This is a genomic window from Streptomyces sp. NPDC096132 (assembly GCF_044763345.1).
Lineage (GTDB): Bacteria > Actinomycetota > Actinomycetes > Streptomycetales > Streptomycetaceae > Streptomyces.
In genome coordinates this window covers 123,659-146,961 of the sequence record NZ_JBIWGA010000018.1, presented here as the reverse complement: position 1 = coordinate 146,961, position 23,303 = coordinate 123,659, and the positions used below count along the sequence as shown (strand labels likewise).

The following is a 23,303-nucleotide window of genomic DNA, read 5'->3' as shown; positions in this document are numbered from 1 at the left end:
ATGCCAGCACCTCTCGCCGAAACTAGAATGAAATCTAATTTTGACGCTAGCAGTGGCCTGCCCGGGTGGGAAGATGTCCGACGGACAGTATTCTGCGGGAATCCAGCGGGACTGGAAACGACGCGGGGCGGGAGGTCCCCCACCTGTCCCGCCCCGCGCCGCCTTGTTCCCGGCCTCGCCCTCTACTCCCCCGGCGGCGCCGCAGCGGCCAGGTCGAGCGCGATGTCCACGATCATGTCCTCCTGACCGCCGACCAGCCCCCGCCGCCCGACCTCCACAAGGATGTCCCGGGCGTCCAGGCCGTAGCGTGCGGCTGCGGTCTCGGCATGGCGCAGGAAGCTGGAGTACGCGCCCGCGTAGCCGAGGGTGAGTGTCTCCCGGTCCACACGGACGGGACGGTCCTGCAGCGGCCTTACGACGTCGTCGGCGGCATCCTGCAGGGCGTACAGGTCGCAGTCGTGCTTCCAGCCGCTCAGGTTCGCCACGGCGACGAAGGCCTCGATGGGGCAGTTGCCCGCTCCCGCGCCCTGGCCGGCCAGCGAGGCGTCGACGCGGATCGCCCCCTCCTCCACCGCCACCACGGAGTTGGCGACGGAGAGGGAGAGGTTCTCGTGGGCGTGGATGCCGATCTGGGTCCGCTCGTCCAGTACGTCGCGGTAGGCACGGACTCGGTCGCGGACGCCCTGCATGGTGAGGCGCCCGCCGGAGTCGGTGACGTACACGCAGTGGGCGCCGTAGGACTCCATCAAGGCTGCCTGGCGGGCCAGTTCGGCGGGCGGCGCCATGTGGGCCATCATCAGGAAGCCGGACACGTCCATGCCCAGCTCGCGGGCCGTGGCGATGTGCTGGGCCGACACGTCGGCCTCCGTGCAGTGGGTGGCGATCCGTACCGAGCGCACGCCGAGCGCGTAGGCCCGCCTGAGTTCGGCGATGGTGCCGATGCCGGGCAGCAGCAGGGAGGTGAGGACCGCGCGGTCGAGCGCGTCCGCGGCCGCCTCGATCCACTCCCAGTCGCTGTGGCTGCCGGGCCCGTAGTTGAGGCTGCCGCCGGCCAGTCCGTCGCCGTGGGCGACCTCGATGGCGTCCACGCCGGCCGCGTCCAGGGCGCGCACGATGCGGGTGACGTCGGAGGGCCGGATGCGGTGCCGGATGGCGTGCATGCCGTCCCGCAGGGTGACGTCCTGCACGTAGAGACGGGGCGGGGTGGTGCCGGTCATCGGGAGGTCACCTCAGTCAGGACGCGCTCGGCGAAGCGCTCGCCGACTCGGAGGGCGGCGGAGGTCATGATGTCGAGATTGCCGGCGTAGGCGGGCAGGTAGTGGGCGGCACCCTCGACTTCCAGGAAGACGGTGACCTTGGTGGTCACGTCGGGTGCGCCCGGCGGCAGCAGGGTATGCACCGGCTCGTCCGGCGGTACGGGGGTGAACTGGACGTCCTGCTTGAGCCGGTAGCCCGGCACGTACTCGGCGACGGTCGCCACCATGGCGGCGACCGAGTCGGCGACCGCCCGCTCGTCCACGTCACCGGTCAGGCAGTAGACGGTGTCCCGCATGATCAGGGGCGGTTCGGCCGGGTTGAGCACGATGACCGCCTTGCCACGCAGGGCGCCCCCGACGGAGGCGATGGCCGCGGAGGTCGTCTCCGTGAACTCGTCGATGTTGGCGCGGGTCCCGGGGCCCGCCGAGCGGGACGCGATCGACGCGACGATCTCGGCGTAGGCCACCGGGGTGACCCGGCTGACCGCGTGCACGATCGGAATGGTGGCCTGGCCGCCGCAGGTCACCATGTTGAGGTTCGTCGCGGACTTCTCCACGTGCTCGTCCAGGTTGACCGGCGGGACGACGTAGGGTCCGACGGCGGCGGGGGTGAGGTCCACCAGGATCTTGCCGTACGGGGCGAGGCGCTTCGCGTTCTCCACGTGGGCCTTGGCCGAGGTGGCGTCGAAGACGATGGCGATGTCCTCGAAGCCCTCCATCGCGATCAGGCCCTCCACCCCCTCCGCGGTCGTGGGCACCTTCAGCCGGGCGGCACGGGCGAGGCCGTCCGACTCCGGGTCGATGCCCACCAGGGCGGCCATCTCCAGGCTGTTCGACAGTCGCATCACTTTGATCATCAGATCGGTGCCGATGTTGCCCGACCCGATGACGGCGACCTTCGTCTTCTTCACCTCAACCTCACTTCGTGCCGGTGAACGTGGCGGATACGGAACCGAGCGCGGAGATCTCGGCATGTACGACGGCTCCGGGACCGACCGGCACCAGGGGACCGAGCGCCCCCGAGAGCACGACCTGCCCGGCGCGCAGCGGCTCCCCGAACTCGAGGGCGGTGCGCGCGAGCCAGAGCAGGGCCTGGAGCGGGTCGCCCAGACAGGCGGCTCCGTCGCCCGTCGACGCCTCACGCCCGTCGAGGGTCATCGTCATGGAGACCTCACGCGGCTCGAAGCCGTCGAGGGTCACCTGCTCGGGGCCCAGGACGAAGAGGCCGGAGGAGGCATTGTCGGCGACGGTGTCCGTGATCGCGATGTCCCAGTCGGCGATCCGGCTGTCCACGATCTCCAGGGCGGCACGGGCATGGTCGACGGCACCGCGCACCCGCTTCAGGTCCAGGTCCGGCCCGTCCAGGTCCTCACCGAGGACGAACGCGATCTCGGCCTCGACCCGGGGCTGCAGCAGCCGCTCGCTGGGCACGGTGGCGGCCCGCTCGGACATGTCCATGTTGTCGAAGAGAATCCCGAAGTCCGGCCGGTCCACGCCCACCTGCCGCTGCACGGCGGCCGAGGTCAACCCGATCTTGCGGCCCACCACGCGTGCGCCGAGGTCCAGCTTCCGCCGCGCCAGCCGCTGCTGCACCTCGTAGGCGGCCGCGATGTCCGTCGCTCCGAGCAGGTCCCGGACCGGAGCGCACGGGCTGCGCTCCGTCCCGGCGCGGAACAGCCGCGCGGCCGCCGCGTCCACCGCGGCGGCCCTGTCCACTGCCGTCCCTTCATGGGTTTGCTCTGCCATCCGTGCACTTCCTCACTGTGTCGGGAACCGCCCCCGATGTGGGACGTCGAGCTCCGCGGCCGACACTAATCACGGCGCGACGCGGCGAGCCACGCATAGTTCCGCTCAGTGGACTCCTGGCACGAATCGGGGGTGGGGGCCGGCGGTCGGCCCAGCGAGCAGGCGAATTCCGCGGCGCAGCCAGCACGTCACGAATGGCAGGACGTCCGGGCCGGACCGCCTGCGCCCCATGTCCACAGCAGGACTCGGGCCGGCGCCCGCTGGTCATGACGACGCCCCCTGCCTCCCCCTCGGCAGGGCCGCGATGTACGGGGTGTCCGCCCCGATCGGGCCCAGCTCACGCGCGCCACCGGGCGCCGGTCCGAGGGGTGCGGACCGTCCCGTCAGCGGCTGGGTGAAGAAGGCCTCGTTGTCGGCGACCGCCCAGCGCTGCGCGTCGGGTACGTCGTCCTCGATGTAGATGGCCTCCACCGGGCAGAGCGGCTCGCAGGCCCCGCAGTCGATGCACTCGGCCGGGTTGATGTACAGCTTGCGGTCGCCCTCGTAGATGCAGTCGACGGGGCAGACGGACGTGCAGGTCCGGTCCTTGACGTCGACGCAGGCGTCGCCGATCAGGAAGGCCATGGCAGTTCCTCTGGTTCCACTGGTACGGGGTGGTCCGTGCGGCCGAGCCGCAGCAGCGTCGGCCAGTCGGCGATCTTCGTGCGGTCCCGGCCTCTGGTCGCGCCCAGGTCCTGCTCGGCGGAGTCGATGCGGGCCCACCCGGACAGGCCGACCGGGCGGATTCCTCGCCCGATCAACAGCCCCTCCAGATCTGGTAGCTGACGTCCCGACAACCGGTCCAGGTCCTCCAGGAGCAGCGCCACGGTCTCGGCGGAGTCGAGTTTGTTGGTGCCGATGACACCGCTGGGCCCGCGTTTGAGCCAGCCGGTGACGTACTCCCCCGGGCACGGCATTCCCTCCGTGTCGAGCACGCGTCCCCGGTCGTTGGGCACGACACCGCGGGTCGGGTCGAAGGGCACCGTGTCCAGCGGGAGGCCCCGGTAGCCGACCGCGCGGAGCACGGCGCCGACGGGGAAGGTGGTGAAGTCACCCGTGCCCTGCGGCGCGCCGTCGGGTCCGTCGTGGGTGCGTTCCGTCAGGAGCCCTGTCACCCGGTGCTCACCCAGCACCCGGTGCGGGCGGGTGAAGAAGCGCAGCGCGATGCGGCGCGGTGCGCCGAGCGGCGGGCGGGCCGCGAGGTCCGCCAGGGCGCGGAGGTTGGCCTGGGCGGTCCGGTCCGGATCCGCGCTCCCGGGCACGGTGAGCTGCCCCGGGTCGACGATGACGTCCACCCCGTCCAGTCCGCCCAGCTCCCGCAGCTCCTTGGGGGTGAAACGGGCATGCCGCGGTCCGCGCCTGGCGAGCACCACCACCTCGCGCACCGCGCTGTCGCGCAGCGCGGCGAGCACCTGTTCCGGCATGTCCGTGCGTTCCAGGTCCGCGACCGGCCGGGCGAGGACGCGCGCCACGTCGAGCGCGACGTTTCCGGCGCCGATCACGGCCACCCGCTCCGTGTCGAGCGACAGCGGCGGACGCGCGTCCGGGTGACCGCTGTACCAGGACACGAAAGCGGTCGCGGAACAGCTCCCGGGAAGGTCCTCGCCGGGGATCCCGAGGCGGCGGTCGCCTGCGGCACCGGCCGCGTAGACTACCGCGTCGTAGCGGGCGAGCAGCTCGTGCCGTGTGAGGTCCGTCCCCAGTTCGACCCCGCCGTGGAAGGCGACCCGTGGATCGTCCAGCACCTTGCGGAGCGAGCCGGTGATCGACTTGATCCGGGGATGGTCGGGGGCGACGCCGTAGCGCACCAGGCCGTACGGGGCCGGCAGTCGGTCCAGTACGTCGACGCGTACGTCGTGACGGCTCTGGCGGATCAGCTCCTCGGCCGCGTAGAGCCCGGCGGGTCCGGCGCCGACGACCGCCACGCGTCGCGCCGGGCGTTGGGGGGACAGGCGGCTCACCAGGCCACGGGGAGGCTGCTGACGCCGCCGGTCAGGGTCTCGGTGACCTCGACTGCCTCGCCCGTCAGCCGCAGGCCCGGCAGCCGGCGGAAGACGGTGGACAGGGCCACCTGCATCTCCATCCGTGCCAGTGGCGCCCCCAGGCAGTGGTGCAGGCCGTGGCTGAGTGTCAGGTGCGGGTTGGGCTTGCGGGTGATGTCGAAGGCGTCCGGAGCGTCGAAGGCGTTCTCGTCGTGGTTGGCCGCCGTGATGTCCACGAGCACGCACTCACCCTTGCGGATCAGCTGACCGTCGATCTCCACGTCCTCGCTCGCCAGGTGCGGCGGCAGGCCCCCGCCGCCGCCGACGGGCTGTCCCTGCACGAATCCTCCGTGGCGGAGGGTCTCCTCGACCAGGGTGGGCGTGATGCTGTCGATGTCCGTCAGCAGCAGCTTTAGGTGGTCGGGGTTGTGCAGCATGGTGGTGGTACCGAGCGTGATGAAGTTGGCGGTGTTGTCGAAGCCTCCGACCAGGACCAGCATCGCGATGGGCAGGATCTCGTCGTCGGTGAGCGAGTCGTCCTTCTGCTCGGCCACGGCTAGCATGCTGAGCAGGTCCTCCCGCGGCTCGGCGCGCCGCCGCGCGATGAGCTCGGCGAGGTATCCGTACAGTTCGATGCTGTTCTGCATGGTCTGCTCCTCCGTCATCCCGGAGACCGCGAGCAGGGCGTGGGACCAGCCGATGAACCTGTCCCGGTCCTCCTCCGGGACGCCGATCAGCTCGCACAGCACCCGGATGGGGAACGGGATGGCGAACTCCTTGGCGAAGTCGCCCTCCTGGCGTCCGTCGGCGGTCATACGGTCGAGCAGAGCGTCGGCCATCTCCTGCGAACGCAGGCGGAGTTGCTCGACCCGGCGGGCGGTGAACGCACGGGCGACCAGACGGCGCAGCCGGGTGTGCTCCGGCGGGTCGGACCACTGGAAGGTGCCCAGCAGGAACGGCGGGAACTGGACGAAGTACGGTACCTCCCGCTCACGGAAGGGCTGGCGGACGAAGCGGCGGTCCTCCAGCATCTGCTTGGCGGCGGCGTGCCGGTGGATCACCCACACATCACCGCCGTAGGGCATGGTCACCCTGGTCATCGGCCGGTCCGCGCGCACCTTGCGGAAGGCCTCCAGGGCCTCCTCGGGCGGCAGCGGCGGGAACGGGAAGGGCGCGGTCTCACTGGTCATCGCGTGTCTCCTTCGACACAGGCGGATGCGGACGGGTGTACGAGAAGGGCGGAGCCGGCTCAGTCGACGAGTTGGCCGACCCCGTCCCGGACGAGGACGGCCGCGCCGGGACACAGGACGACCGCGTCCCGCAACTCCTCGGCCGGCTCCACGCGTTCGGCGCGGGGACGGGACCTGCCGTTCTCGACGGCGAAGTGCCGCGGGGCGATCGAGGCGCAGACGCCGGAGCCGATGCATGCCTCCCCGTCCACTTCCACGGTCCAGGTGTGGTCGGCCATGGGATTGCCTCCTTGATCTGTGGGTGCGGGCCGTGGGACGGGGCGCGTGCCGGGTCCGACGTGGCGTCAGGGCTGGGTCTGGGGCAGCATCAGGTCGACGGGCTGCGCGCCGTCGGTGCCGAGGATCTCCTCGATCCGTTCGGCGACCGACTCCGGGGTGAGCTCCGGGTCGACGATGCCCGTGGTGTTGACCATGACCATGCGGTTCACCAGCCCGCCCGCGACGTTGAAGACCTCGCCGGTGACGGCACAGCTGTCGTGCGCCAGGTAGGCCGCGACCGGTGAGACCAGCTCGGGCGGCATGCTGGTCATCATGTAGTCGAGCATCCCCTCCGGGAGGGTGTCGCCGGTAAGTTCGACCATGCGGGTGCCGGCGCCGGGAGCCACCGCGTTCACCTTGATCCCGGCGGCGTGGCCTGCGACGGCGAGGTTGCGGGTCAGGCCGTAGACGGCGCCCTTCGCGGAGCCGTAGTGGACCATGTCGGGCACACCGAGCAGGGAGGCCGAGACGGTGTTGACGATACGTCCGTTCCCCGAGGCCACGAGGTGCGGCCAGGCGGCGCGGGAGACGAGGAGGCTCCCGAGGTAGTGCACGTCCAGGTACTTCTGGTAGGTCTCGGGGGAGGTCTCGCCGAAGGGGGCGGGCCGGAAGATGCCGGCGTTGTTGATCACGGCGTCGAGTCGGCCGAAGGCGTCGAGCGCGGCCTGCACGATCGCGGCGGCGCCCTCCTCCGTGGCCACGGACTCCGTCGAGGCCACGGCGGTGCCGCCGGCCTCGACGATCTCCTTGACCACCTCCTCGGCGGGTGCGGCGGAAGGATTCGCGCCGTCGGTGTCGCCGCCGAGGTCGCAGACGACCACGGACGCGCCGCGGGCAGCGAGCAGCTGGGCGTGCGCGCGGCCGATGCCGCGTCCTGCGCCGGTGACGACGACCGCGCGTCCGGTGAAGTCGAGTGGTGCCATGTCAGTACCTCGTCGTTCTCGTCATTGAGCCGGGGTGGTCGACAGCCGGGGTGGGTGCCCGGAGGAGTGGGAGAGGCCGCGGGCGCCGTCGGACGACGGCCCCGGGGGGCGGAGTCCGTGACGCCGGAGGCGGGCGCCAGCCGGTGACAGGCATGGCCCGCTGGTTCCGGACGACAGGCCCCGCTCGGGTGAAGTGGATGACCGGTCAGCGGATCCCGCGGTGGATGCGCGCGGGCGTGGTCCCCCCGGTTCCGTAGGACCGGTCGGGTCAGGGACGGGTGGTACCACCGGGCACGTCGACCCGGGCAGTCCAGATCGAACCGCGACCCTCGGTGCGGGACTTCTCGCGGTCGAAGACCTCCACGCCACAGGTGATGAACAGGGTCCTGCGGTCGGCGCCCCCGAGTGCGCAGGCGACACCCATGCCCGCCTGTTCGGCCGGAAGGTCGACGGAGGCCACGGCCGGACCGCCTTCGAGGACGCGCAGCACACCGCTGATCGGAGACGCCCCCCAGACCGCGCCCTTCTCGTCGACGCACATCCCGTCCATCATGATCTGGCCGTCGAAGAACGTGCGGCGGGCCCCGAGCGAGCCGTCGTCCTTGATCTCCAGCGCGGTCAGCCGCAGGCCGTCGACCTCGGCGGTGATCAGCGTCCGGCCGTCGGCCGTGATACCCATGCCGTTGGCACCGTCGAAGACGCCTCCCTCCTCGGCGACGCGCGGGGTGCCGTCCGGCTCCACGACCAGCAGCGGGGCCTTGGCCGCGCTCTCGCCGGCGAAGAGGTTGTAGCCGAGCTGGGTGATGTAGGCCCGACCCCGCGCGTCCACCACCATGTCGTTGATCGGGCTGACCGCCAGACCGCGCAGGTCGGCGTAGACCTCCGTGGTGCTGCCGTCGTGGACCAGGACGACCTGCTCCCACATGGAGTTGACGAGGAGCCGGCCGTCCGGCAGGAATCCGGTGCCGACGCAGACGACCTCCTCGTCGACCAGGCTCTTGCGGTCGTTCAGGTCGAGGTAGACATCGGCCTCCCCGTCCTCGGTGACGGTGACGACACGGTGGTTGTACATGTCGGAGAAGTAGAAGCGCCCGTCGTGCCAGCGCGGGCACTCCGTCCAGCTGTAGCCGGTGGTCAGCTGCCGGGCCTCGTAGATCTGGGTCATACATACCTCCGTGAGGTTCCGCGGGCTCGCCCCCGGACAGGGTCGACGCCGTCGGGTGCATGGGGGACTGTGGTCGACCAGTGCGTTGGTCGGGACGTCGGTGGCACAGGCAGCGGGCGACCGTCTGGGACGGCGTACGGCTCTCCCGGAGTCGCGCGCACCGAACGGGATCCGGGCTTCCGCCGGAGCGGCGCTCGCCCGGGACTGCGGTCAGGGCACAGAAACGCTCCCTCGTCCAGGGGATGAAGGCCGCATCCGCACACCGGGCGCGTGCCGGCACCGGCCTGGCGGCGCGACGACGGAACGGTTCGACGACGTGCGGGCGGACATGGCAGGCCCCGATCGCGGCCACGGGGAGCGCCGTCATTTACTGTCTTGTGGACAGTAAACCCGCCCCGCACCAAGGGCAAGGGATCGTTCGCGATCGATCCGCGCGAGGCGCGGCCACGGCAGGGGACGGCGTGGGGAGCGCTGTACCACCACGCGGCGCGATGAGATCATGACGGCGACAGCTGCCCGGGGGCGAGGATCGGCACCCGGGCCGGCAGGAGGGACGAGTACCCATGGCGCGAGCGACACCGGGCGACGCCGTGACCACATCGGAGGTGGCCGGACTGACCGCGCTTCACGACTCCTTCGCCAACATCCTGGGCCGCTGGGCCGCGGCCGGGATCCAGGAGGTCATCATCGAGCGCGCGGGGGCGGGCATCGATCCGGCGTCGATGACGGTGCTCAACGTCCTGATGCGCGCGGGTGGTTCGGCCCGCCCCTCCCACGTGGCGCAGCAGACCGGAACCGGCGCCTCGAACGTGAGCAAGGTGCTGGCCCGCATGGAGAGCCGCGGGCTCGTCGAGCGGGCGACCGACGAGGGCGACCAGCGCGCCGTGAGCATCACCGTGACCGTGGCCGGCCGTCGCGTCCACCAAGCCGTCGTGGACACGTCGATCGCCATGCTGGGCGAGCTGCTGCACGACTGGTCGCACGACGACATCGAGCTGTTCGGCGCACTGCTCAACCGCTACGCCACAGCTCTCCAGAACACCGTCTTCGGCTGAGGACCGTGGGCCGCCACAGCGGACGATCTCGATGCGGCGCCCACGAGCGGCGAGCGGCGTACCCTCCACCGGACCGTCACGTCGGGAACCGTTATGGAGAGAACCGTCTCCATCCCGTCTCTTACGCTCGCACGGACCGAGAGCGCCGTTCTGTGGCGTAGCTTTGCCCCTGTTCACCCGTGGACCCGGCCTCCGGTCCGGTCCAGCGACTCGCCCACGATCTGCTGCGTGAGTTGCGTCGGCCGCAGGCGGTCCCACCTACCGGAGCATGGCCCGTGATGCCGGTGGTGGACCAGCCCGGGGCCGACGGACGCCGAGGCTCGGGGGCGGCTGCTTGCGGTGTCGGCGCTGTATGGCGAAGACGCGACAGCTCACGCAGGGGAGACGCACCCTGCCGGGAGAAGCTCCACACCGTGTGAGAGGCCACCGTCGCACCACGCCTCACGCCGTCAGCGGCGCAGGAGCCGTCCGTGGCGGAAACACGAGGGCTCCTCAGCGCCAACCACGGTTCAGTGCGGCCGGATCGGTCGTCCCCCGCTGCACCTTCGCGTCGTGGGCTCGGGGAAGCCGGCGTTGGTGACGTAGATCCGGTTTCCGCGTACCGCGACGGAGGTCGGTGAGGCAAGGCCGTCCGAGACGGTCAGGACGGTCTCGGTGGCCCGGCCGGGACGGACGACCACGACCTGGCCGAGGCGGTTCAGCGCGGCGAACACCAAGTCCGATCGGTCGTTGAGGAAGTTGAAGTCGTCGACGCTGGTGAGGCCGTCGGCCACGGTGTGGATGCGACCCGGGGCACCGGAACTGGCGACCGGGATCCGCAGCAGGGTGCCCCGCGCGGTGTTGGAGACTCAGACCGCCCCCCGGTGGAACCGGAGCCCGTTGACGCCGAACGGGTTGAACGGGTTGGACGGATCGGCCGCGAGGGCGGGGTCGGTCAGCCAGGCGGTCGCCTCGCCGCCGGCGGCCGGGACGGCCCAGACGGTGCCCTTGCTGCTGTCGGCCACGTACAGGGTGCGTCCGGTGGGGTCGAGGGCCAGGCCGTTGGGGAGTCAGTCGACGGGCAGGGCGGCGATACGGCCGGGGGTGCCGCCCGGGGGCAGCTTCCACACGCCGGCCCGGGAGGCGTCGGAGGAGTACACGTTGTAGTAGACGGTGCCGTCGCGGCCGCGTGCGAGGCCGGTGAACGCGTCGCCCCGCTGCCCCTCCACGATCACCCTGGTCCGCCCGGATGGACCGATCCGCAGCAGTGACGGACGCTCGCCCGCCGCGCTGCTCCCGCCCAGCGTGGAGACGGTCAGCGAGCTGTCGGGGTTGACGGTGACGTTCTCCGGGGAGTCACCGGCGGCGAAGTCAAGTGCGGCGAGGGTCCTCACGCCGGTGACGACCGGCCGCGGGGACTCCTGCCGTGGCGCCGCCGACGCGTACGGCGCCGAGACCAGGAGGGCTGCCGCAGCGATCACCGCCGCGGGTCCGCATCGCTTTTTCAGGAGGGTTGTCACGGGTACTGCTGTGGGGATTTCCATACGGTTCATCGCGCTTTTCTGAATCGGCGCAGCTGAGGCTGCGCGGAAAATCGGGCATGGTTTGCACCAAATGACACCAGGACCCGGCACGGGTCCACTCCCGGGCCGGCGAACCGCCCGGCGTCCGCTCCTGGCGGGCGGAGGACGCGCCGGGCAAGGCATGATGTTCCAACTTGAACCACTTGAACCTTAGGGGGAAGTTCCAATTTGAACAAGTTATGATAGGGTAAAAGTATGGATCACTCGCGGCCGCTGGACCAACGCGAAGAGCGGGCCTGGCACACGCTGGTCAGCGCCACCACGCTGCTCAACCGGGTGCTCGATCAGCAGTTGCGCACCGATGCCGGGTTGTCCCATGTGCAGTACGCCATCCTGGCCCACCTCGGCTACGCACCCGGCGGGTCGATGCGCATGGTGGCGCTCGCCGAAGCGTTGAAGGTCACCAAGAGCGGTCTGACCTACCAGATCGTGCAACTGGAGAAGGGCGGCTTGGTCGTTCGCGGGGCCTGCCGCACGGACGACCGCGGAGTGGTCGCCACCCTCACTCCGCGCGGTAGGGAGTTGATGGACCGGGCGGCGCCCGGTCACATCAGGCTGGTCCGCGAGCTGGTCATCGACGCCCTCACTGCGGAGCAACTGGACGCCCTGGCGGCAGGCTTCGCGGAGATCCTGCGCCGGATCGTCGACACCAGGATGTAAGCGGCACCCGACGTTCGGCCACCGGGGCGGCTGTCGTCACCGATAGCGTGGCAGCCTTCTGGCGCCGACCGCCGGGTGCGGCTCCGAGCCGCACGCCCGACGGCCCAGCACCCCGCCGAGGAGAAACCCAGGCGCACGGGTCGGCGTCACCTCCGGGACGGACCGGGCTCCGTCGCGGCAGGCGGCCCTCCACCCGTGGCCGACGACTGCACCCCAGAGACCGCCAGGTGGCTCCACCGATCCACTGCACACCTTTGCGCAATGGATCTCCCTTACCTCCGGCCGGAGTCATAGGGGCAGCACCACGAATGCGCGCATGCCGTCGCCGCGTTCGACGATCGCCAGGACCAGCGCGAGCACGGTGAGGCAGTGTTCCACGAGATTGCCGGTGCAGCCTCCGTCGGCCCGGACCAGTTCCAGCCGGTGGTGCGCGTCGGTGACCTGCCCGAGCAGCACGTGGGCGGCGGCGCGGTCGCCGGTGTCAGCGGCGGTGACCATCACGCCCAGCAGCAGGCCGAGCGTGTCGACCACGACGTGCCGCTTGCGGCCGTTGATGAGCTTGCCGCCGTCGAAGCCTTGGCTGTCAGCCCCGAAGACGGCGTCCGCCCTGACCGACTGCGAGTCGATCACACCGGCCGTCGTCGCCGCGTCGTGCCCCAGCGTTTCGCGGACTGTCCGCGCAGGCGGTCGCGGAACTCCTTGACCAGGCCGTGATCGCGCCGCCGCCGGAAGAGCACATACTCCCGGTCCCTGGGCGGGAACTCCACAGGCGTGGCGCGCCACTTGACGCCGCTGTCCACGAGATACCGGATCGCATCGTGTACCGCCCGGTGGCAGTATGCCTCTGGTCCGCTCCACCGGCACGAACACGCACAACTTGCGGCGACAGGGTCTCCTGAACCTCGTTCGGCCTCGCAACCCCGAACTGCCAAGAGGCCCTGTGCTCATGCCCGCAGCCAGACTCGATCACCAGATCGGGACTCCGGTTCGACGCTCGCACCTCAAGCTCGGAACGACATCAACTGCTGACCCGACACGGCGTTGAGCCATCGACCTTGCCTGCGGAAGGACTGCGGAATTCAAGCCGCGAACGGCCGGACACGACGCCACACAGTTGATCTTCGAATTCCTCGCACCGATGACATACGGCATCTGGAGGTATGCGATGGCGGGTGTCAGCGGGGGTTCTTCGGAGGATAGTCGCCCGGTCCGGTGCGAGCGGCCCAGAAGGCGAGTGCCTGGTCGAACCAGCCGTTGGCCGGTGTGCCGACGCCGAGCCCGAAGCCGTGGCCGCCCGTGTCGAATCGCCGGTAGTCCACGGTCACGCCGAGGCCCCGCAGCTTGTCGACCAGCGCGTCCACCCCCGCGATCGGGGCTATGACGTCGTCGGCGGCGTGGATGACGAAGGAGTCGGGAAAGGACGGCCCGACGAAGTCGCTGTACCGCGGGGTCATGTAGGCGCTGATGATGGCCGCCGGGTCGCGGAAGCCATGAGCCTGCGCACCGTACTGGTTGTCGGAGCCCCAGGCGCCGGCGATGGAGGCGCCGGCCGAGCTGCCCCAGAGCGCGTAGTCGTCCATGCGGTAGTTCTTGTGGAGCAGCTTCGACCGGGTGAATCTCAACGCCTGTGCCAGGTCGTCCGTTCCGTCCGCCATCGCCTTCAACTCCCCTTCGCGGCCCGGCAGGCGGCCGTCGGGACTGACACGGTACTTCAGGACCGCGACGTTGTACCCGGCCTCGTGGAGCCGCTTGGCGTGGGGGAACGCCTCCTGGATCGAAGCCACCGAGGTGAACCCTCCGCCCGCGAGAACGACCGCGAGTGGTGCGTTGGGTTTTCCGGGAATGAAGAACACACCGGCCGTTCCCTTCGAGGGATCGGCCGCGATAGCGGCGTCGGAGTATATCTGGTGGAACAGCCGGCTGCCCTTGTTCCGCTGGTCGATGAGGAAGTTGACGCCGTCCACCATCGTCGGCACGTCCCAGCCGTACGGCGACAGGTACGGCGCCACCTGGGCGAGGGGCAGGTCCTTGACAGCCTCCCACGTCGGTCCGGCTTCCCACGGACCGATGTACCGGCCGAAGCCGACGAACGCGGGATGTTCGGCGAGCTGACCGAACGTTTCAGCGCCGGTGATGTGCGCGAAACAGGCCTTCTTGCACGCCGGGGTCCCCGATGTGCCCGTGGGCGCCGCAGAGGCCGCGCCGGCGGCTACCGGCACCGTCAGCACCGCGAGGGCGACCGCGCCCGACGCAAGCCTGCGCCAGTGTCGAAGCGCCCCGACCTTCGCGGGTCTGCGCCCGTCAGCATCCAGGTGGTAAGGCATGGACAGTCCTCCTTGGGGACACGCCGTTGTCGGCCAGGCATGAAGTTCGAGCGGTCCGGTGTCGGCCCCGCCCAGGACCGTCCCTCACGCGGAACGTCGTCGAAGACCGATGGCGAGCATCGCGTACGACGCCCAACTCATGGCCGCATCAGCGATTGAAACGGTTCAGAAACTTGGCGAAATCTAGATGAAAAAACCTACCGGCACAAGGTTTTCGGCAGATGACCGCTTATACAACAGCTTCAGTGGACGGGCGACGAGGCAGGCGCGGCGCCATCCTCCACCGCGGCATCCTGGACTGACTGCCCGCCCATGCCCGCCCCGGCGACACCCCGGGCTCAACCTCATTCACGACCTGCGCGAACAGGGGATCGGCGCACGCACCCTGGTCGCCCCGAGCCGGATCGACACCCGCGACACCGGCACGGCGCGATCGTCGTACTCATGCTCGCGCCCTACGCCCGGATGGAACGCGCCTTCGTCCGAGAGCGCGCCACCCATGCCCGCTCAGTGGCCGCAAGGACCGGACGCAGACAGGGACGGCCCGCAGGATGGCCGAAAACCAGGTCCGCCGGGCGAAGGTCGCACTGGACCCCAGAGAGTCCCTCGCCAACATCGCGGAGGCCAGGCGCCGGATGGAGACGCGCAGGGACCAACAAGCCAGACACATGGCGTGAGCCGGGCGTCGCGGAGCTGCGGCCCCGATACCGCAGACCCACGGTCGAGGACATCGTCCACGGCGCGGTGACCTCGTCGGGTCCGGCCGCCGCGGTCACGACCCTGGGCCTGCGGCAGCCGGCATCCGCCTCGCGCGCACGCGGACGATGCCGTCGATCAGGGAACCGGACTCCGTGGTGCGGTCCTCGTCGACCGCGCCGAGCATGGGCGCGCCTTCCCAACCGACGGGTGGCACCTCGGTGCGCTCAGTGACCATCAGGCGTCGTCCCTTCGGTGCAGCCGCGGACCGGAGGGGCGCGTGCGGCGGGGGCCACCCAGTGGCGCCTCCCCTAAAACCAAATTACACTTGGCTTTCAAGGAGTCCCTGGGCACACCGGATCACGTGCTCCCCCGACGGCACCACGCCCTGCGGCCACAAGGCGCACATGCCGTCGGCCGAGCCGCGGGGTCCGTACTGTCAGGATGCCCTGCCGTCGGATTCGAGGGTGGTTTCCCCGGAGACGTCCCCGACGGACGCCGACGAACGGAGGTGCTCGCGCAACCACTCCTCGGTGTTGCTGACGTGCAGGAGCGCCGCGGCCTGGCTGAGGGCGTAGTCCCGCGCCGAAAGGGCCGCGTAGATCGCCTCGTGCTCCGCGAGGGTCCTCCCCGCGGCCTGGTCGTCGACGAGACCGCGCCAGATCCGGGCCCGCAGCGTACGTCCGGAGATCCCTTCCAGGAGCGTGAGCAGTGACTCGTTGCCCGTCGCGGTGACGACGGCACGGTGGAACGCGGCGTCGTGCGAATTCAGCCGCTCGACATCCTCACGGGCCTCCCGCATGGCGTCCAGGTGGCGTTTGACCTCGGCCAGGCCGTCGTCGGTGATCCGGGTGGCGGCGAGGGCCGTGGCGAGGGGCTCCAGCAGTCGCCGTACCTCCATCAGGTCGAGCAGGGCTCCTTTGTCGCTCTGCATCAGCTCGACCGCTCCCCCGAGCCCTTCCAGCAGCAGGCTCGGCTGAAGGCTGGTGACATAGGTGCCGTCGCCCCGTTTGACCTCCAGCACTCGCGCGACCGCGAGCGCCTTCACCGCTTCCCTGGCGAGGTTGCGGGACAGTCCGAGTTGGGCGGAAAGCTCCTGCTCGGGTGGCAGCTTGGAGCCCGGCGGCAACGCTCCGCTCCGGATCAGTTCCCGGATCTGCTCGATTGCCTTGTCCGTGAGAGACAACGCGAACTCCTTCCCTGAGCCGGCTCAAGCGGGGACATCCGGGCTGATCAGTTCCTGGGCCCGAAGATCATCCCAGAGACCCGTGGAAACGTGTCGTCCGTGAAGCTCGACGTTGCGCACGACCTGATCCGGATTCCGCATGCCGAGGGTGACATTGATGATAGTGGGGTGGGTGAACGGGAAGGCCAGCGCGGCTGCGGGGAGACTCGTCCCGTGCCGTTCACAGATCTCCGCGATGCGTTGCGCGCGAGTGACAAGGTGGGCGGGGGCGTCCTGGTAGTCGTACTTCATACCCTCGGTGGGACGGTCACGGGCGAGGAGTCCTGAGTTGAAGACGCCTACCGCCACGACGCCCTTGCCGTGGTCGTGTGCGGCTGGCAGGACATCGTCGAGGGCGGACTGGTCGAGGAGGGTGTAGCGGCCGGCGAGCATCACCACGTCGGCGGCGGTCTCCCGCAGGAAGCGGGCGAGCATGGCCGACTGGTTCATGCCGGCTCCGATCGCGCCGATCACGCCCTGGTCACGCAGGTCGGCGAGGGCGGGCATGGCCTCGTCGGCGGCCTGGGGCCAGTGGTCGTCGGGGTCGTGGAGATACACGACGTCCAGGCGGTCGAGGCCGGTCCGCTCCAGCGTGGCCTCGACGGACCGGAGGACGCCGTCCCGGCTGAAGTCCCACTGTCGGCGCAGGTCGTCGCGGACGACGAACCCCTGGCTGTCGACGCCTCGCGGGGCCTCGTTGGGCACCAGCAGACGACCGACCTTCGAGGAGACGACGTACTCTGCTCGCGGCCGGTCCCGCAGGGCCGCGCCCAGTCGCCGCTCCGACAGGCCCAGGCCGTAGTGGGGCGCGGTGTCGAAGTAGCGGATGCCGGCCTCCCAGGCCGCGTCCACCGCGCCGGCCGCGTCCTCGGCGGGGGTCACCCGGAACAGGTTGCCGATGACGGAGGCGCCGAAACCGAGCTCGGTGAGCTCGACCGTGGTGTTCGTGATCTTCCTGCGCTGCAAAGGGGTCCTCCAGGAGCGGACGGTTCGGTGCCGGGCTTCAGCGACGGACGGCGGCGGAGCCTCCGGCCAGCAGGGCCTCCACCTCGGCGAGCGAGGCCATGGAGACGTCGCCGGGTGTGGTCATGGTGAGGGCGCCGTGGGCGGTGCCGTAGGCGAGGGCTCGCTCCAGGCTCTCGCCGCCCAGCAGACCGTGGATCAGCCCCGCGGCGAAGCCGTCACCGGAGCCGATCCGGTCCAGGACGTGCAGGCCGGGCATCAGGGGACCGGTGAGGAAACCGGTCTCGGGCGACCACGCCGCCGAGGACCAGTCGTTGACCCCCGCCGAGGGCACTTCGCGCAGAGTCGTCGCCAACACCCTTGCCCCTGGCAGGAGTGCGGCGACCTCGGCGAGGGCGTCCGGAAGTTCGTCGGCACCGACGCGTACCGCACCCGGGTGGCTTCCGGCCAGCCCCAGGGCGCCCACCACCACATCGGCGTGCCGGGCGAGTCGCAGGTCCACCTCGCGGGCCGCAGCGGCGCCACCGCGGCCTTCCCAGAGGCTGGGTCGGTAGTTGGGGTCGTAGGAGACCGTCGCGCCGTGGCGTCGAGCCGCTGCCATCGCCTCGTCCGAGACGTCCACGGTGGTGTCCGACAGCCCGGCGAAGATACCCCCGGTGTGGAACCAGCGCACGCCGGAGGAGAAGACGGCGTCCCAGTCGACGTGGCCCTTCCGGAGCTGGGAGACAGCCGTGTGCGCGCGGTCGCTCACGCCGAGCGCGCCGCGGATGCCGTAGCCGCGTTCGACGAAGTTGAGGCCGTTGCGGGCGGTGCGGCCGATACCGTCCGAGGGAACCCAGCGGATCAGCGAGGTGTCGACGCCGCCCTGGAGGATCAGGTCCTCGGCGAGCCTGCCCACCGCGTTGTCGGCCAGGGCGGTCACGACGGCCGTCCGCCAGCCGAAGCAGCGGCGCAGACTGCGGACCACGTTGTACTCGCCGCCTCCCTCCCAGACCTGGAAGGAGCGCGCGGTGCGGATCCGGCCCTCCCCCGGATCGAAGCGGAGCATCACCTCGCCGAGGGCCACGACGTCGGTCATCGCGTGCTCCTCTCCACCGCCTGCGCGGTCAGTCGCCGGATCTCCGCGTGGTCGCCGCACTCCAGGAGGGCGCCGGGAGCCATCCAACTGCCGCCCACGGCAAGCACCGAGGGCTCGGCAAGATACTCGCTCAGACGATCGGGACCGATGCCGCCGGTCGGCACGAAACGTGCCTGCGGAAACGGCGCGGCGAGGGCTCGGACGGTGTCCAGGCCGCCCAACTGCTCGGCGGGGAACAGCTTCACCGTGCCCAGCCCGGCCCGCAGGGCCCGCATCAGCTCGGTGGCCGTCGCGATGCCCGGCACGACGGGGACTCCCAACTCAAGGCACTTCGCCACGACTTCGTCGTCCCAACCGGGCGATACGACGAACCGGGCACCGGCGGCGACAGCGCGTTCCACCTGCTCGGCGGTGAGAACGGTGCCGGCACCGACGACGAGGCCGCCGTGCGCTGCCATCGCCTTCACCACCTGCTCGGCGGCAGCGGTGCGGAAGGTGACCTCGGCGCACTGGGCCCCGCCCGCCACGAGCGCGGCGGCCAGCGGAGCGGCCATCTCCTCGGAGGGCACGGTCAGCACCGGCAGGATCCTGGCGCCGGCCAACGCGGACGTGAGATCGGTGGTCATCGGCCGAGCCATCCGCCGTCGACGGGGAGGGTGGTGCCGTGGACGTAGGCGGCGGCGTCGGAGGCGAGGAAGACGGTGGCGCCGGCGAGGTCGTCCGCATCGCCCCAGCGGCCGGCGGGGATGCGATCGAGGATCGCCTTGCTGCGGGCCGGGTCCTCGCGCAGGGCGCGGGTGTTGTCGGTGGCGATGTAGCCCGGCGCGATCGCGTTGACGTTCACCCCGTGCGGCGCCCACTCGTTGGCCAGCGCCTTCGTCAGCCCCGTGACGCCGTGCTTGGCGGCGGTGTAGCCGGGCACCGTGATCCCGCCCTGGTAGCTGAGCAGCGATGCGGTGAAGATGATCTTCCCTTGGCCGCGGGCCACCATCGACGCGCCGACCGCGCGAGTCAGCGCGAACTGCGCGTTGAGGTTGACCTGGAGCACCAACTCCCACTCCACGTCGGTGTGTTCGGCAGCCGGAGCGCGGCGGATCGTGCCCGCGTTGTTCACCAGGATGTCCACCGGCCGCTCCCGCGAGGCGAGGTCCGCACCCAGGGCCCGCACCGCATCCGGGTCGGCGAAGTCGGTACGGATCGCCTCGAAGCCGCGCCCCGCGGCCTCCACGTCCTTCTGGACGTCGCTGCCGGAGGACTCCAGGTACGCGCTCACCCCGATGACGTCCGCGCCCGCCTCCGCGAGCGCGCGGGCCATGGCCCGGCCGATACCACGCCGCGCCCCGGTCACCACCGCGAGCTTCCCGGTCAGATCGAAGAGGGTCATGCTCGGGCTCCCCGGAAATCGTTGCTGCAGTCGACAAGGATCTTCATCACGTCTCCGCCGCCCTCCAGCGCCTCGAACGCCGCCGGCGCCTCGGCCAGCGGCACCACCTTGCTGATCAGCCGGCCGGCCGGGACCGTGCCGTCCGCGACCAGAGCCACCGCCCTCTCGAAGTCGGAGCGGTCGTACAACCGCGCCCCGACCAGGGTCAGTTCACGCCAGAAGAACCGGTGCAGGTTCACCTCCCGCGGCCGGGCGTGGATCGCGACCAGACACAGCCTGCCCCGCACGCCCAGCACGTCGACCGCACACTCCACCCCGGCCTGCGCACCCGACACCTCGAAAGCGACATCCGCACCCGCCTCACCGGTCCACTCCCGGACCAGTTCGGGCACGTCGACCGCGACCGGATCCCACGTCTGAAGGCCCAGCTCCTCCGCGAGCAGCCGCCGGTGCGCGCTCAGCTCCACCACCCGCACGTCGGCACCCGCGCCCCGCGCGACCAGCGCGATCAGCACACCGACCGGACCACCGCCGACCACGACGACCTTCTCACCCTCCCGCACCTGCGCGCGGCCCACATCGTGCACGGCGACGGCCGTGGGTTCGACGAGCGCCGCCCGGTCCAGAGGCAGATCTCCCGGCAGCCGCACCAGGGTGGACGCCGGCACCGTCCAGCGATGCTGCATCGCACCCGGCGAATCGATCCCGATGAAGTCCAGGTGCTGACAGATGTGCTGGTGCCCTGCCCGGCAGGCGGGACAGGAATCGTCCCAGCGCAACGGCATCACCGTCACCGGGTCGCCCGGCCGCCAGCCCTCCACACCCTCCCCGACCGCCACGACCCGGCCCGCCATCTCATGCCCCAGTACCGCCGGCGCACCCACCCGGGCGTCCATGTCACCGTGGAAGATATGCAGATCCGTCCCGCAGATCCCCACGTAAGCCGGAGCCAGCACCACCTCCCCCCGACCCGGCGGCGCCTCCTCCACCGCCGCCGTGTCCAGCACACGAGCGGAGACGTAACGAACAGCGAGAGTCATCGTGAAGTCAGGGTCCCTTCCGCGCGGACGCCGATGGTCAGCAGCAGGTTGGCGTAGGTACGGGTGTCGGCGGTGACGATCGCCAGCGCCAGGTCGGGCGAGCGGGCCGCGTCGTAGAACTCGAAGCGGCCGAGCGTCTCGACCGGTACGGGCGCGAGCCGGGAGCGGTACCCGGCGATCGCGGGCGGCTCGGGTTCGCCCTCCGGTGGCACCATCACATGGGCCGCCTCGACGGGCAGCGCACGCAGCAGGACGTCGAGGACGCCGGTGACGTCGAGCAGACCGGGGGCGAGGTTGAGGTGCACAGTCCTGGCACGCTCGCCGGTAGCGGTGCTCGCCGGGTAGTGACCGTCGGCGAGCAGGACACGGGCGCCGTGACCGGCTCCGGCGAGGGCTTCGAGGATACCGGGGTGCAGAAGTTCGGTCAGGAGCATGCGGCCGTCCCCTCGGTCCGGTGTGCGGGAAGGTGGTAGAAGGAGGCGGCCGTACCGGCGAGCACCGCCTCGGTCTCGCTTCCGGAGCAGTCGTGGAGAAGTTCCTCGACCGTCTCCGCCCAGCGGTTCCAGCCGCCGGCAAGGTTGCAGACCGGCCAGTCCGAGCCGAACATCAGCCGGCCCGGGCCGAAGGCCGAGAGCAGTACGTCCCACGCCGGACGGATGTCGTCGAGCGTCCACTTGTCGTGGTCCGCCTCGGTGACCAGACCCGAGACCTTGCACCGCACCTGCGGGTGGCCGGCCAGTTCTCCCACCTGCCGTGCCCAGTCCTTCAGTTCACCGGTGACGAGGTCCGGCTTTCCGGCGTGGTCCAGGACCAGCTCCAGTCCGGGGAACCGCTCGGCCAGGCGGATCACCTGCGGGAACTGGTGGCTGCGGATCAGCACGTCGTAACCGAGGCCGCGTTCCTGGACCGCACGCAACCCCCGCTCCACGGAAGGCTGTTGCAGCCACGTAAGGTCCGGCTCGCCCTGCACGAGGTGGCGCAGGGCCCGCAGGTGACCGCCGCCAGGCCCGTCCCTCAGCTCGTCGAGTACGTCTCCGACGGTCGGGGAGGTCAGGTCCGCCCAGCCGACGACGGCGGCGACGAGCGGGTCCTCGTCGGCCAGGGCGAGCAGTTCACGGGTCTCGGGCAACGATGTCACACACTGGACGACCACCGTGCCCGTCAGCCGGCGGCCCGCGATTGGCCGGGTGGCCGCCGCACGCAGGTCGGCGGAGCCGAACGAGCGGCGGATCGGCTCGTGTTGAGGCTCGTCGAGCCAGGGCTGGGGGCGGCGGTCGAGGTCCCACAGATGGTGGTGGGCGTCGACCAGGGGCAGCGGCTCAGACACGGGCGGACCAGACCGGGCCGTCGGGGTAGGTGTACTCCTTGAGGGACGCCTGGTGCATCTGGGCGCTCAGGCCCGGCAGTTCGGGTGCCAGGTAGTTGCCGTGGGCGATGCGGACGGGATCGACGAAGTGCTCGTGGAGATGGTCGACGTACTCGATGACCCGGTCCTCGGTGGTGCCGGTGACCGCGATGTAGTCGAACATCGACAGGTGCTGGACCATCTCGCACAGGCCGACGCCGCCGGCGTGCGGGCAGACGGGGACGCCGAACTTGGCGGCGAGCAGCAGGATGGCGATGTTCTCGTTGACGCCGCCGACCCTGGCGGAGTCGATCTGCACGATGTCCACCGCGCCGGCCTGCAACAGTTGCTTGAAGACGACCCGGTTGGCGATGTGCTCGCCGGTCGCGACCTTGATGGGCGCGAGGGCCTTGCGGACCTCCGCGTGGCCGAGGATGTCGTCCGGGGAGGTGGGCTCCTCGATCCAGTACGGGTCGTAGGGGGCCAGCGCGCGCATCCAGTCGATGGCGGGCTGGACGTCCCATCTCTGGTTGGCGTCCACGGCGATGCGGATGTCCGCGCCGACGGTCTCGCGGGCGGTGCGCATGCGCCGTATGTCGTCCTCCAGATCGGCGCCGACCTTCAGCTTGATCTGGGTGAAGCCGTCGGCGACGGCCTCGCGGGCGAGGCGGGACAGCTTCTCGTCGGAGTAGCCGAGCCAGCCGGGGGTCGTGGTGTAGGCGGGGTAGCCGTGTTCCAGCAGGTGGGCGATGCGCTCCTCGCGGCCGGGTTCGGCGCGGCGCAGGATTCCCAGGGCGTCCTCGGGGGTGAGGGCGTCGGACAGCCAGCGGAAGTCGACCTGGGCGACCAGTTCCTCGGGCGTCATCTCGGCGAGGAACCGCCACACGGGCTTGCCGACCCGCTTGGCCGCCAGGTCCCAGGCGGCGTTGACGACGGCTCCGGTCGCCATGTGGATGGCGCCCTTCTCCGGTCCCAGCCAGCGCAGCTGGGGATCGTGGACGAGGGAGCGGGCGAAGGCGCCGAGGTCGGCGCAGACCTCCTCCACCGACAGGCCCACGACGTGCGGGGCGAGGGTGGCGATGGCGGCGGCCTGCGCGTCGTTGCCGCGGCCGGTGGTGAACGCCAGGGCGTGGCCCTCGAGTCCGTCGCCGGCGTCGGTGCGCAGGACGACGTAGGCGGCCGAGTAGTCGGGCTCGGGATTCATCGCGTCGGACCCGTCCAGGTGCTCGGACGTCGGGAAGCGCACGTCGAGCACGTCCAGGGCGGTGATGCGGGCGGATGCGGGCACGGCAGGCGTCATGGCGGGAACTCCTGTGAGGGTCGGTCGGGCGCTCGGCGCTCTGCGACGGGAT

27 protein-coding genes are annotated in these 23,303 nt (G+C 70.8%); 2 read left to right on the top strand and 25 right to left on the bottom strand.

The features are described 5' to 3' along the window. Nucleotides 1-182: 182 nt before the first annotated feature. From dmpG to ACIRF9_RS35320, 9 genes are all read right to left on the bottom strand, one after another. On the bottom strand, nucleotides 183-1,217 hold the full coding sequence (gene dmpG / locus ACIRF9_RS35360; RefSeq protein ID WP_403830736.1) for a 4-hydroxy-2-oxovalerate aldolase: 1,035 nt from the start codon (nucleotides 1,215-1,217) through the stop codon (nucleotides 183-185). After that, nucleotides 1,214-2,167 (bottom strand): acetaldehyde dehydrogenase (acetylating), encoded by a 954-nt coding sequence (locus ACIRF9_RS35355; RefSeq protein ID WP_403830733.1) that lies wholly within the window; start codon nucleotides 2,165-2,167, stop codon nucleotides 1,214-1,216. Before ACIRF9_RS35355 ends, dmpG begins: the two co-directional genes overlap by 4 nt. A gap of 7 nt (nucleotides 2,168-2,174) precedes the next feature. Then, nucleotides 2,175-3,002: a 2-keto-4-pentenoate hydratase gene (locus tag ACIRF9_RS35350; protein WP_403830730.1), complete on the bottom strand. Its 828-nt coding sequence runs from the start codon at nucleotides 3,000-3,002 to the stop codon at nucleotides 2,175-2,177. Nucleotides 3,003-3,266: 264 nt separating this feature from the next. Continuing rightward, a complete protein-coding gene (fdxA, locus tag ACIRF9_RS35345) occupies nucleotides 3,267-3,626 on the bottom strand; it encodes a ferredoxin (RefSeq protein ID WP_403830727.1) in 360 nt (119 codons plus the stop codon). Then, nucleotides 3,614-5,002: an FAD-dependent oxidoreductase gene (locus ACIRF9_RS35340; RefSeq protein WP_403830724.1), complete on the bottom strand. Its 1,389-nt coding sequence runs from the start codon at nucleotides 5,000-5,002 to the stop codon at nucleotides 3,614-3,616. Before ACIRF9_RS35340 ends, fdxA begins: the two co-directional genes overlap by 13 nt. Beyond that, the gene (locus ACIRF9_RS35335; protein WP_403830721.1) at nucleotides 4,999-6,213 is read right to left on the bottom strand and encodes a cytochrome P450; all 1,215 of its coding nucleotides are present in this window, start codon (nucleotides 6,211-6,213) and stop codon (nucleotides 4,999-5,001) included. Before ACIRF9_RS35335 ends, ACIRF9_RS35340 begins: the two co-directional genes overlap by 4 nt. Nucleotides 6,214-6,272: 59 nt before the next feature. Further along, nucleotides 6,273-6,491: a ferredoxin gene (locus ACIRF9_RS35330; protein ID WP_403830718.1), complete on the bottom strand. Its 219-nt coding sequence runs from the start codon at nucleotides 6,489-6,491 to the stop codon at nucleotides 6,273-6,275. Nucleotides 6,492-6,557: 66 nt separating this feature from the next. Further along, a complete protein-coding gene (locus tag ACIRF9_RS35325; RefSeq protein ID WP_403830717.1) occupies nucleotides 6,558-7,454 on the bottom strand; it encodes an SDR family NAD(P)-dependent oxidoreductase in 897 nt (298 codons plus the stop codon). 268 nt (nucleotides 7,455-7,722) lie between these two features. Beyond that, nucleotides 7,723-8,619, bottom strand: a complete 897-nt coding sequence (locus ACIRF9_RS35320; RefSeq protein ID WP_403830714.1) for an SMP-30/gluconolactonase/LRE family protein — start codon at nucleotides 8,617-8,619, stop codon at nucleotides 7,723-7,725. A gap of 563 nt (nucleotides 8,620-9,182) precedes the next feature. On the opposite strand from ACIRF9_RS35320, the gene ACIRF9_RS35315 reads away from it, so the two are divergent. Further along, nucleotides 9,183-9,674, top strand: coding sequence for a MarR family winged helix-turn-helix transcriptional regulator (locus ACIRF9_RS35315; protein ID WP_403830711.1), 492 nt, complete (start codon nucleotides 9,183-9,185; stop codon nucleotides 9,672-9,674). Nucleotides 9,675-10,183: 509 nt separating this feature from the next. Here ACIRF9_RS35315 and ACIRF9_RS35310 read toward each other — a convergent pair. The 3 genes from ACIRF9_RS35310 to ACIRF9_RS35300 form a co-directional block, all read right to left on the bottom strand. After that, the gene (locus ACIRF9_RS35310; RefSeq protein WP_403830708.1) at nucleotides 10,184-10,447 is read right to left on the bottom strand and encodes a hypothetical protein; all 264 of its coding nucleotides are present in this window, start codon (nucleotides 10,445-10,447) and stop codon (nucleotides 10,184-10,186) included. 75 nt (nucleotides 10,448-10,522) lie between these two features. Beyond that, a complete protein-coding gene (locus ACIRF9_RS35305) occupies nucleotides 10,523-10,678 on the bottom strand; it encodes a hypothetical protein (protein WP_403830706.1) in 156 nt (51 codons plus the stop codon). Between the two features lie 45 nt (nucleotides 10,679-10,723). Further along, nucleotides 10,724-11,134 carry a hypothetical protein gene (locus ACIRF9_RS35300; RefSeq protein WP_403830704.1) on the bottom strand — a complete coding sequence of 137 codons (411 nt, stop codon included), beginning with the start codon at nucleotides 11,132-11,134 and terminating at the stop codon, nucleotides 10,724-10,726. A 297-nt stretch (nucleotides 11,135-11,431) separates the two neighbouring features. Between ACIRF9_RS35300 and ACIRF9_RS35295 the strand changes: the two genes are divergently transcribed. Continuing rightward, a complete protein-coding gene (locus tag ACIRF9_RS35295) occupies nucleotides 11,432-11,896 on the top strand; it encodes a MarR family winged helix-turn-helix transcriptional regulator (protein ID WP_403830701.1) in 465 nt (154 codons plus the stop codon). A gap of 288 nt (nucleotides 11,897-12,184) precedes the next feature. Here the strand turns inward: ACIRF9_RS35295 and ACIRF9_RS35290 are convergent, their stop codons facing one another. The 13 genes from ACIRF9_RS35290 to ACIRF9_RS35230 form a co-directional block, all read right to left on the bottom strand. Further along, on the bottom strand, nucleotides 12,185-12,526 hold the full coding sequence (locus tag ACIRF9_RS35290) for a transposase (protein WP_403830699.1): 342 nt from the start codon (nucleotides 12,524-12,526) through the stop codon (nucleotides 12,185-12,187). Next, the gene (locus tag ACIRF9_RS35285) at nucleotides 12,523-12,696 is read right to left on the bottom strand and encodes a hypothetical protein (RefSeq protein WP_403830697.1); all 174 of its coding nucleotides are present in this window, start codon (nucleotides 12,694-12,696) and stop codon (nucleotides 12,523-12,525) included. The genes ACIRF9_RS35290 and ACIRF9_RS35285 overlap by 4 nt, the downstream gene beginning before the upstream one ends. Nucleotides 12,697-13,071: 375 nt before the next feature. Next, complete coding sequence (locus tag ACIRF9_RS35280; RefSeq protein ID WP_403830695.1) at nucleotides 13,072-14,220, bottom strand: alpha/beta hydrolase; 1,149 nt, start codon at nucleotides 14,218-14,220, stop codon at nucleotides 13,072-13,074. A 772-nt stretch (nucleotides 14,221-14,992) separates the two neighbouring features. Next, on the bottom strand, nucleotides 14,993-15,154 hold the full coding sequence (locus ACIRF9_RS35275; RefSeq protein WP_403830693.1) for a hypothetical protein: 162 nt from the start codon (nucleotides 15,152-15,154) through the stop codon (nucleotides 14,993-14,995). A 201-nt stretch (nucleotides 15,155-15,355) separates the two neighbouring features. After that, the gene (locus tag ACIRF9_RS35270; RefSeq protein WP_403830690.1) at nucleotides 15,356-16,102 is read right to left on the bottom strand and encodes a FadR/GntR family transcriptional regulator; all 747 of its coding nucleotides are present in this window, start codon (nucleotides 16,100-16,102) and stop codon (nucleotides 15,356-15,358) included. Nucleotides 16,103-16,126: 24 nt separating this feature from the next. After that, nucleotides 16,127-17,107, bottom strand: a complete 981-nt coding sequence (locus tag ACIRF9_RS35265) for an aldo/keto reductase (protein WP_403830687.1) — start codon at nucleotides 17,105-17,107, stop codon at nucleotides 16,127-16,129. A 37-nt stretch (nucleotides 17,108-17,144) separates the two neighbouring features. Then, the gene (locus ACIRF9_RS35260) at nucleotides 17,145-18,182 is read right to left on the bottom strand and encodes a PfkB family carbohydrate kinase (protein WP_403830684.1); all 1,038 of its coding nucleotides are present in this window, start codon (nucleotides 18,180-18,182) and stop codon (nucleotides 17,145-17,147) included. Next, on the bottom strand, nucleotides 18,179-18,808 hold the full coding sequence (gene eda / locus ACIRF9_RS35255) for a bifunctional 4-hydroxy-2-oxoglutarate aldolase/2-dehydro-3-deoxy-phosphogluconate aldolase (protein ID WP_403830682.1): 630 nt from the start codon (nucleotides 18,806-18,808) through the stop codon (nucleotides 18,179-18,181). The genes ACIRF9_RS35260 and eda overlap by 4 nt, the downstream gene beginning before the upstream one ends. Next, nucleotides 18,805-19,566 (bottom strand): SDR family oxidoreductase, encoded by a 762-nt coding sequence (locus ACIRF9_RS35250; RefSeq protein WP_403830680.1) that lies wholly within the window; start codon nucleotides 19,564-19,566, stop codon nucleotides 18,805-18,807. The genes eda and ACIRF9_RS35250 overlap by 4 nt, the downstream gene beginning before the upstream one ends. Then, on the bottom strand, nucleotides 19,563-20,606 hold the full coding sequence (locus tag ACIRF9_RS35245; protein ID WP_403830678.1) for a zinc-binding dehydrogenase: 1,044 nt from the start codon (nucleotides 20,604-20,606) through the stop codon (nucleotides 19,563-19,565). The genes ACIRF9_RS35250 and ACIRF9_RS35245 overlap by 4 nt, the downstream gene beginning before the upstream one ends. After that, nucleotides 20,603-21,040, bottom strand: a complete 438-nt coding sequence (locus tag ACIRF9_RS35240) for an RbsD/FucU domain-containing protein (protein ID WP_403830676.1) — start codon at nucleotides 21,038-21,040, stop codon at nucleotides 20,603-20,605. The genes ACIRF9_RS35245 and ACIRF9_RS35240 overlap by 4 nt, the downstream gene beginning before the upstream one ends. Continuing rightward, entirely contained in the window at nucleotides 21,031-21,933 is a 903-nt protein-coding gene (locus tag ACIRF9_RS35235) for an amidohydrolase family protein (RefSeq protein ID WP_403830673.1), read from the bottom strand. Before ACIRF9_RS35235 ends, ACIRF9_RS35240 begins: the two co-directional genes overlap by 10 nt. Beyond that, on the bottom strand, nucleotides 21,926-23,251 hold the full coding sequence (locus ACIRF9_RS35230) for an L-fuconate dehydratase (protein ID WP_403830671.1): 1,326 nt from the start codon (nucleotides 23,249-23,251) through the stop codon (nucleotides 21,926-21,928). The genes ACIRF9_RS35235 and ACIRF9_RS35230 overlap by 8 nt, the downstream gene beginning before the upstream one ends. Between the last annotated feature and the right edge of the window lie 52 nt (nucleotides 23,252-23,303).

Coding starts and splice junctions, on each gene's coding strand:
- dmpG (WP_403830736.1), bottom strand. CDS start 1,217: ATGACCGGCACCACCCCGCCCCGTCTCTACGTGCAGGACGTCACCCTG.
- ACIRF9_RS35230 (WP_403830671.1), bottom strand. CDS start 23,251: ATGACGCCTGCCGTGCCCGCATCCGCCCGCATCACCGCCCTGGACGTG.
- ACIRF9_RS35260 (WP_403830684.1), bottom strand. CDS start 18,182: ATGACCGACGTCGTGGCCCTCGGCGAGGTGATGCTCCGCTTCGATCCG.
- ACIRF9_RS35330 (WP_403830718.1), bottom strand. CDS start 6,491: ATGGCCGACCACACCTGGACCGTGGAAGTGGACGGGGAGGCATGCATC.
- eda (WP_403830682.1), bottom strand. CDS start 18,808: ATGACCACCGATCTCACGTCCGCGTTGGCCGGCGCCAGGATCCTGCCG.
- ACIRF9_RS35295 (WP_403830701.1), top strand. CDS start 11,432: ATGGATCACTCGCGGCCGCTGGACCAACGCGAAGAGCGGGCCTGGCAC.
- ACIRF9_RS35315 (WP_403830711.1), top strand. CDS start 9,183: ATGGCGCGAGCGACACCGGGCGACGCCGTGACCACATCGGAGGTGGCC.
- ACIRF9_RS35240 (WP_403830676.1), bottom strand. CDS start 21,040: ATGCTCCTGACCGAACTTCTGCACCCCGGTATCCTCGAAGCCCTCGCC.
- ACIRF9_RS35325 (WP_403830717.1), bottom strand. CDS start 7,454: ATGGCACCACTCGACTTCACCGGACGCGCGGTCGTCGTCACCGGCGCA.
- ACIRF9_RS35275 (WP_403830693.1), bottom strand. CDS start 15,154: ATGGTCACTGAGCGCACCGAGGTGCCACCCGTCGGTTGGGAAGGCGCG.
- fdxA (WP_403830727.1), bottom strand. CDS start 3,626: ATGGCCTTCCTGATCGGCGACGCCTGCGTCGACGTCAAGGACCGGACC.
- ACIRF9_RS35320 (WP_403830714.1), bottom strand. CDS start 8,619: ATGACCCAGATCTACGAGGCCCGGCAGCTGACCACCGGCTACAGCTGG.
- ACIRF9_RS35280 (WP_403830695.1), bottom strand. CDS start 14,220: ATGCCTTACCACCTGGATGCTGACGGGCGCAGACCCGCGAAGGTCGGG.
- ACIRF9_RS35250 (WP_403830680.1), bottom strand. CDS start 19,566: ATGACCCTCTTCGATCTGACCGGGAAGCTCGCGGTGGTGACCGGGGCG.
- ACIRF9_RS35245 (WP_403830678.1), bottom strand. CDS start 20,606: ATGACTCTCGCTGTTCGTTACGTCTCCGCTCGTGTGCTGGACACGGCG.
- ACIRF9_RS35350 (WP_403830730.1), bottom strand. CDS start 3,002: ATGGCAGAGCAAACCCATGAAGGGACGGCAGTGGACAGGGCCGCCGCG.
- ACIRF9_RS35335 (WP_403830721.1), bottom strand. CDS start 6,213: ATGACCAGTGAGACCGCGCCCTTCCCGTTCCCGCCGCTGCCGCCCGAG.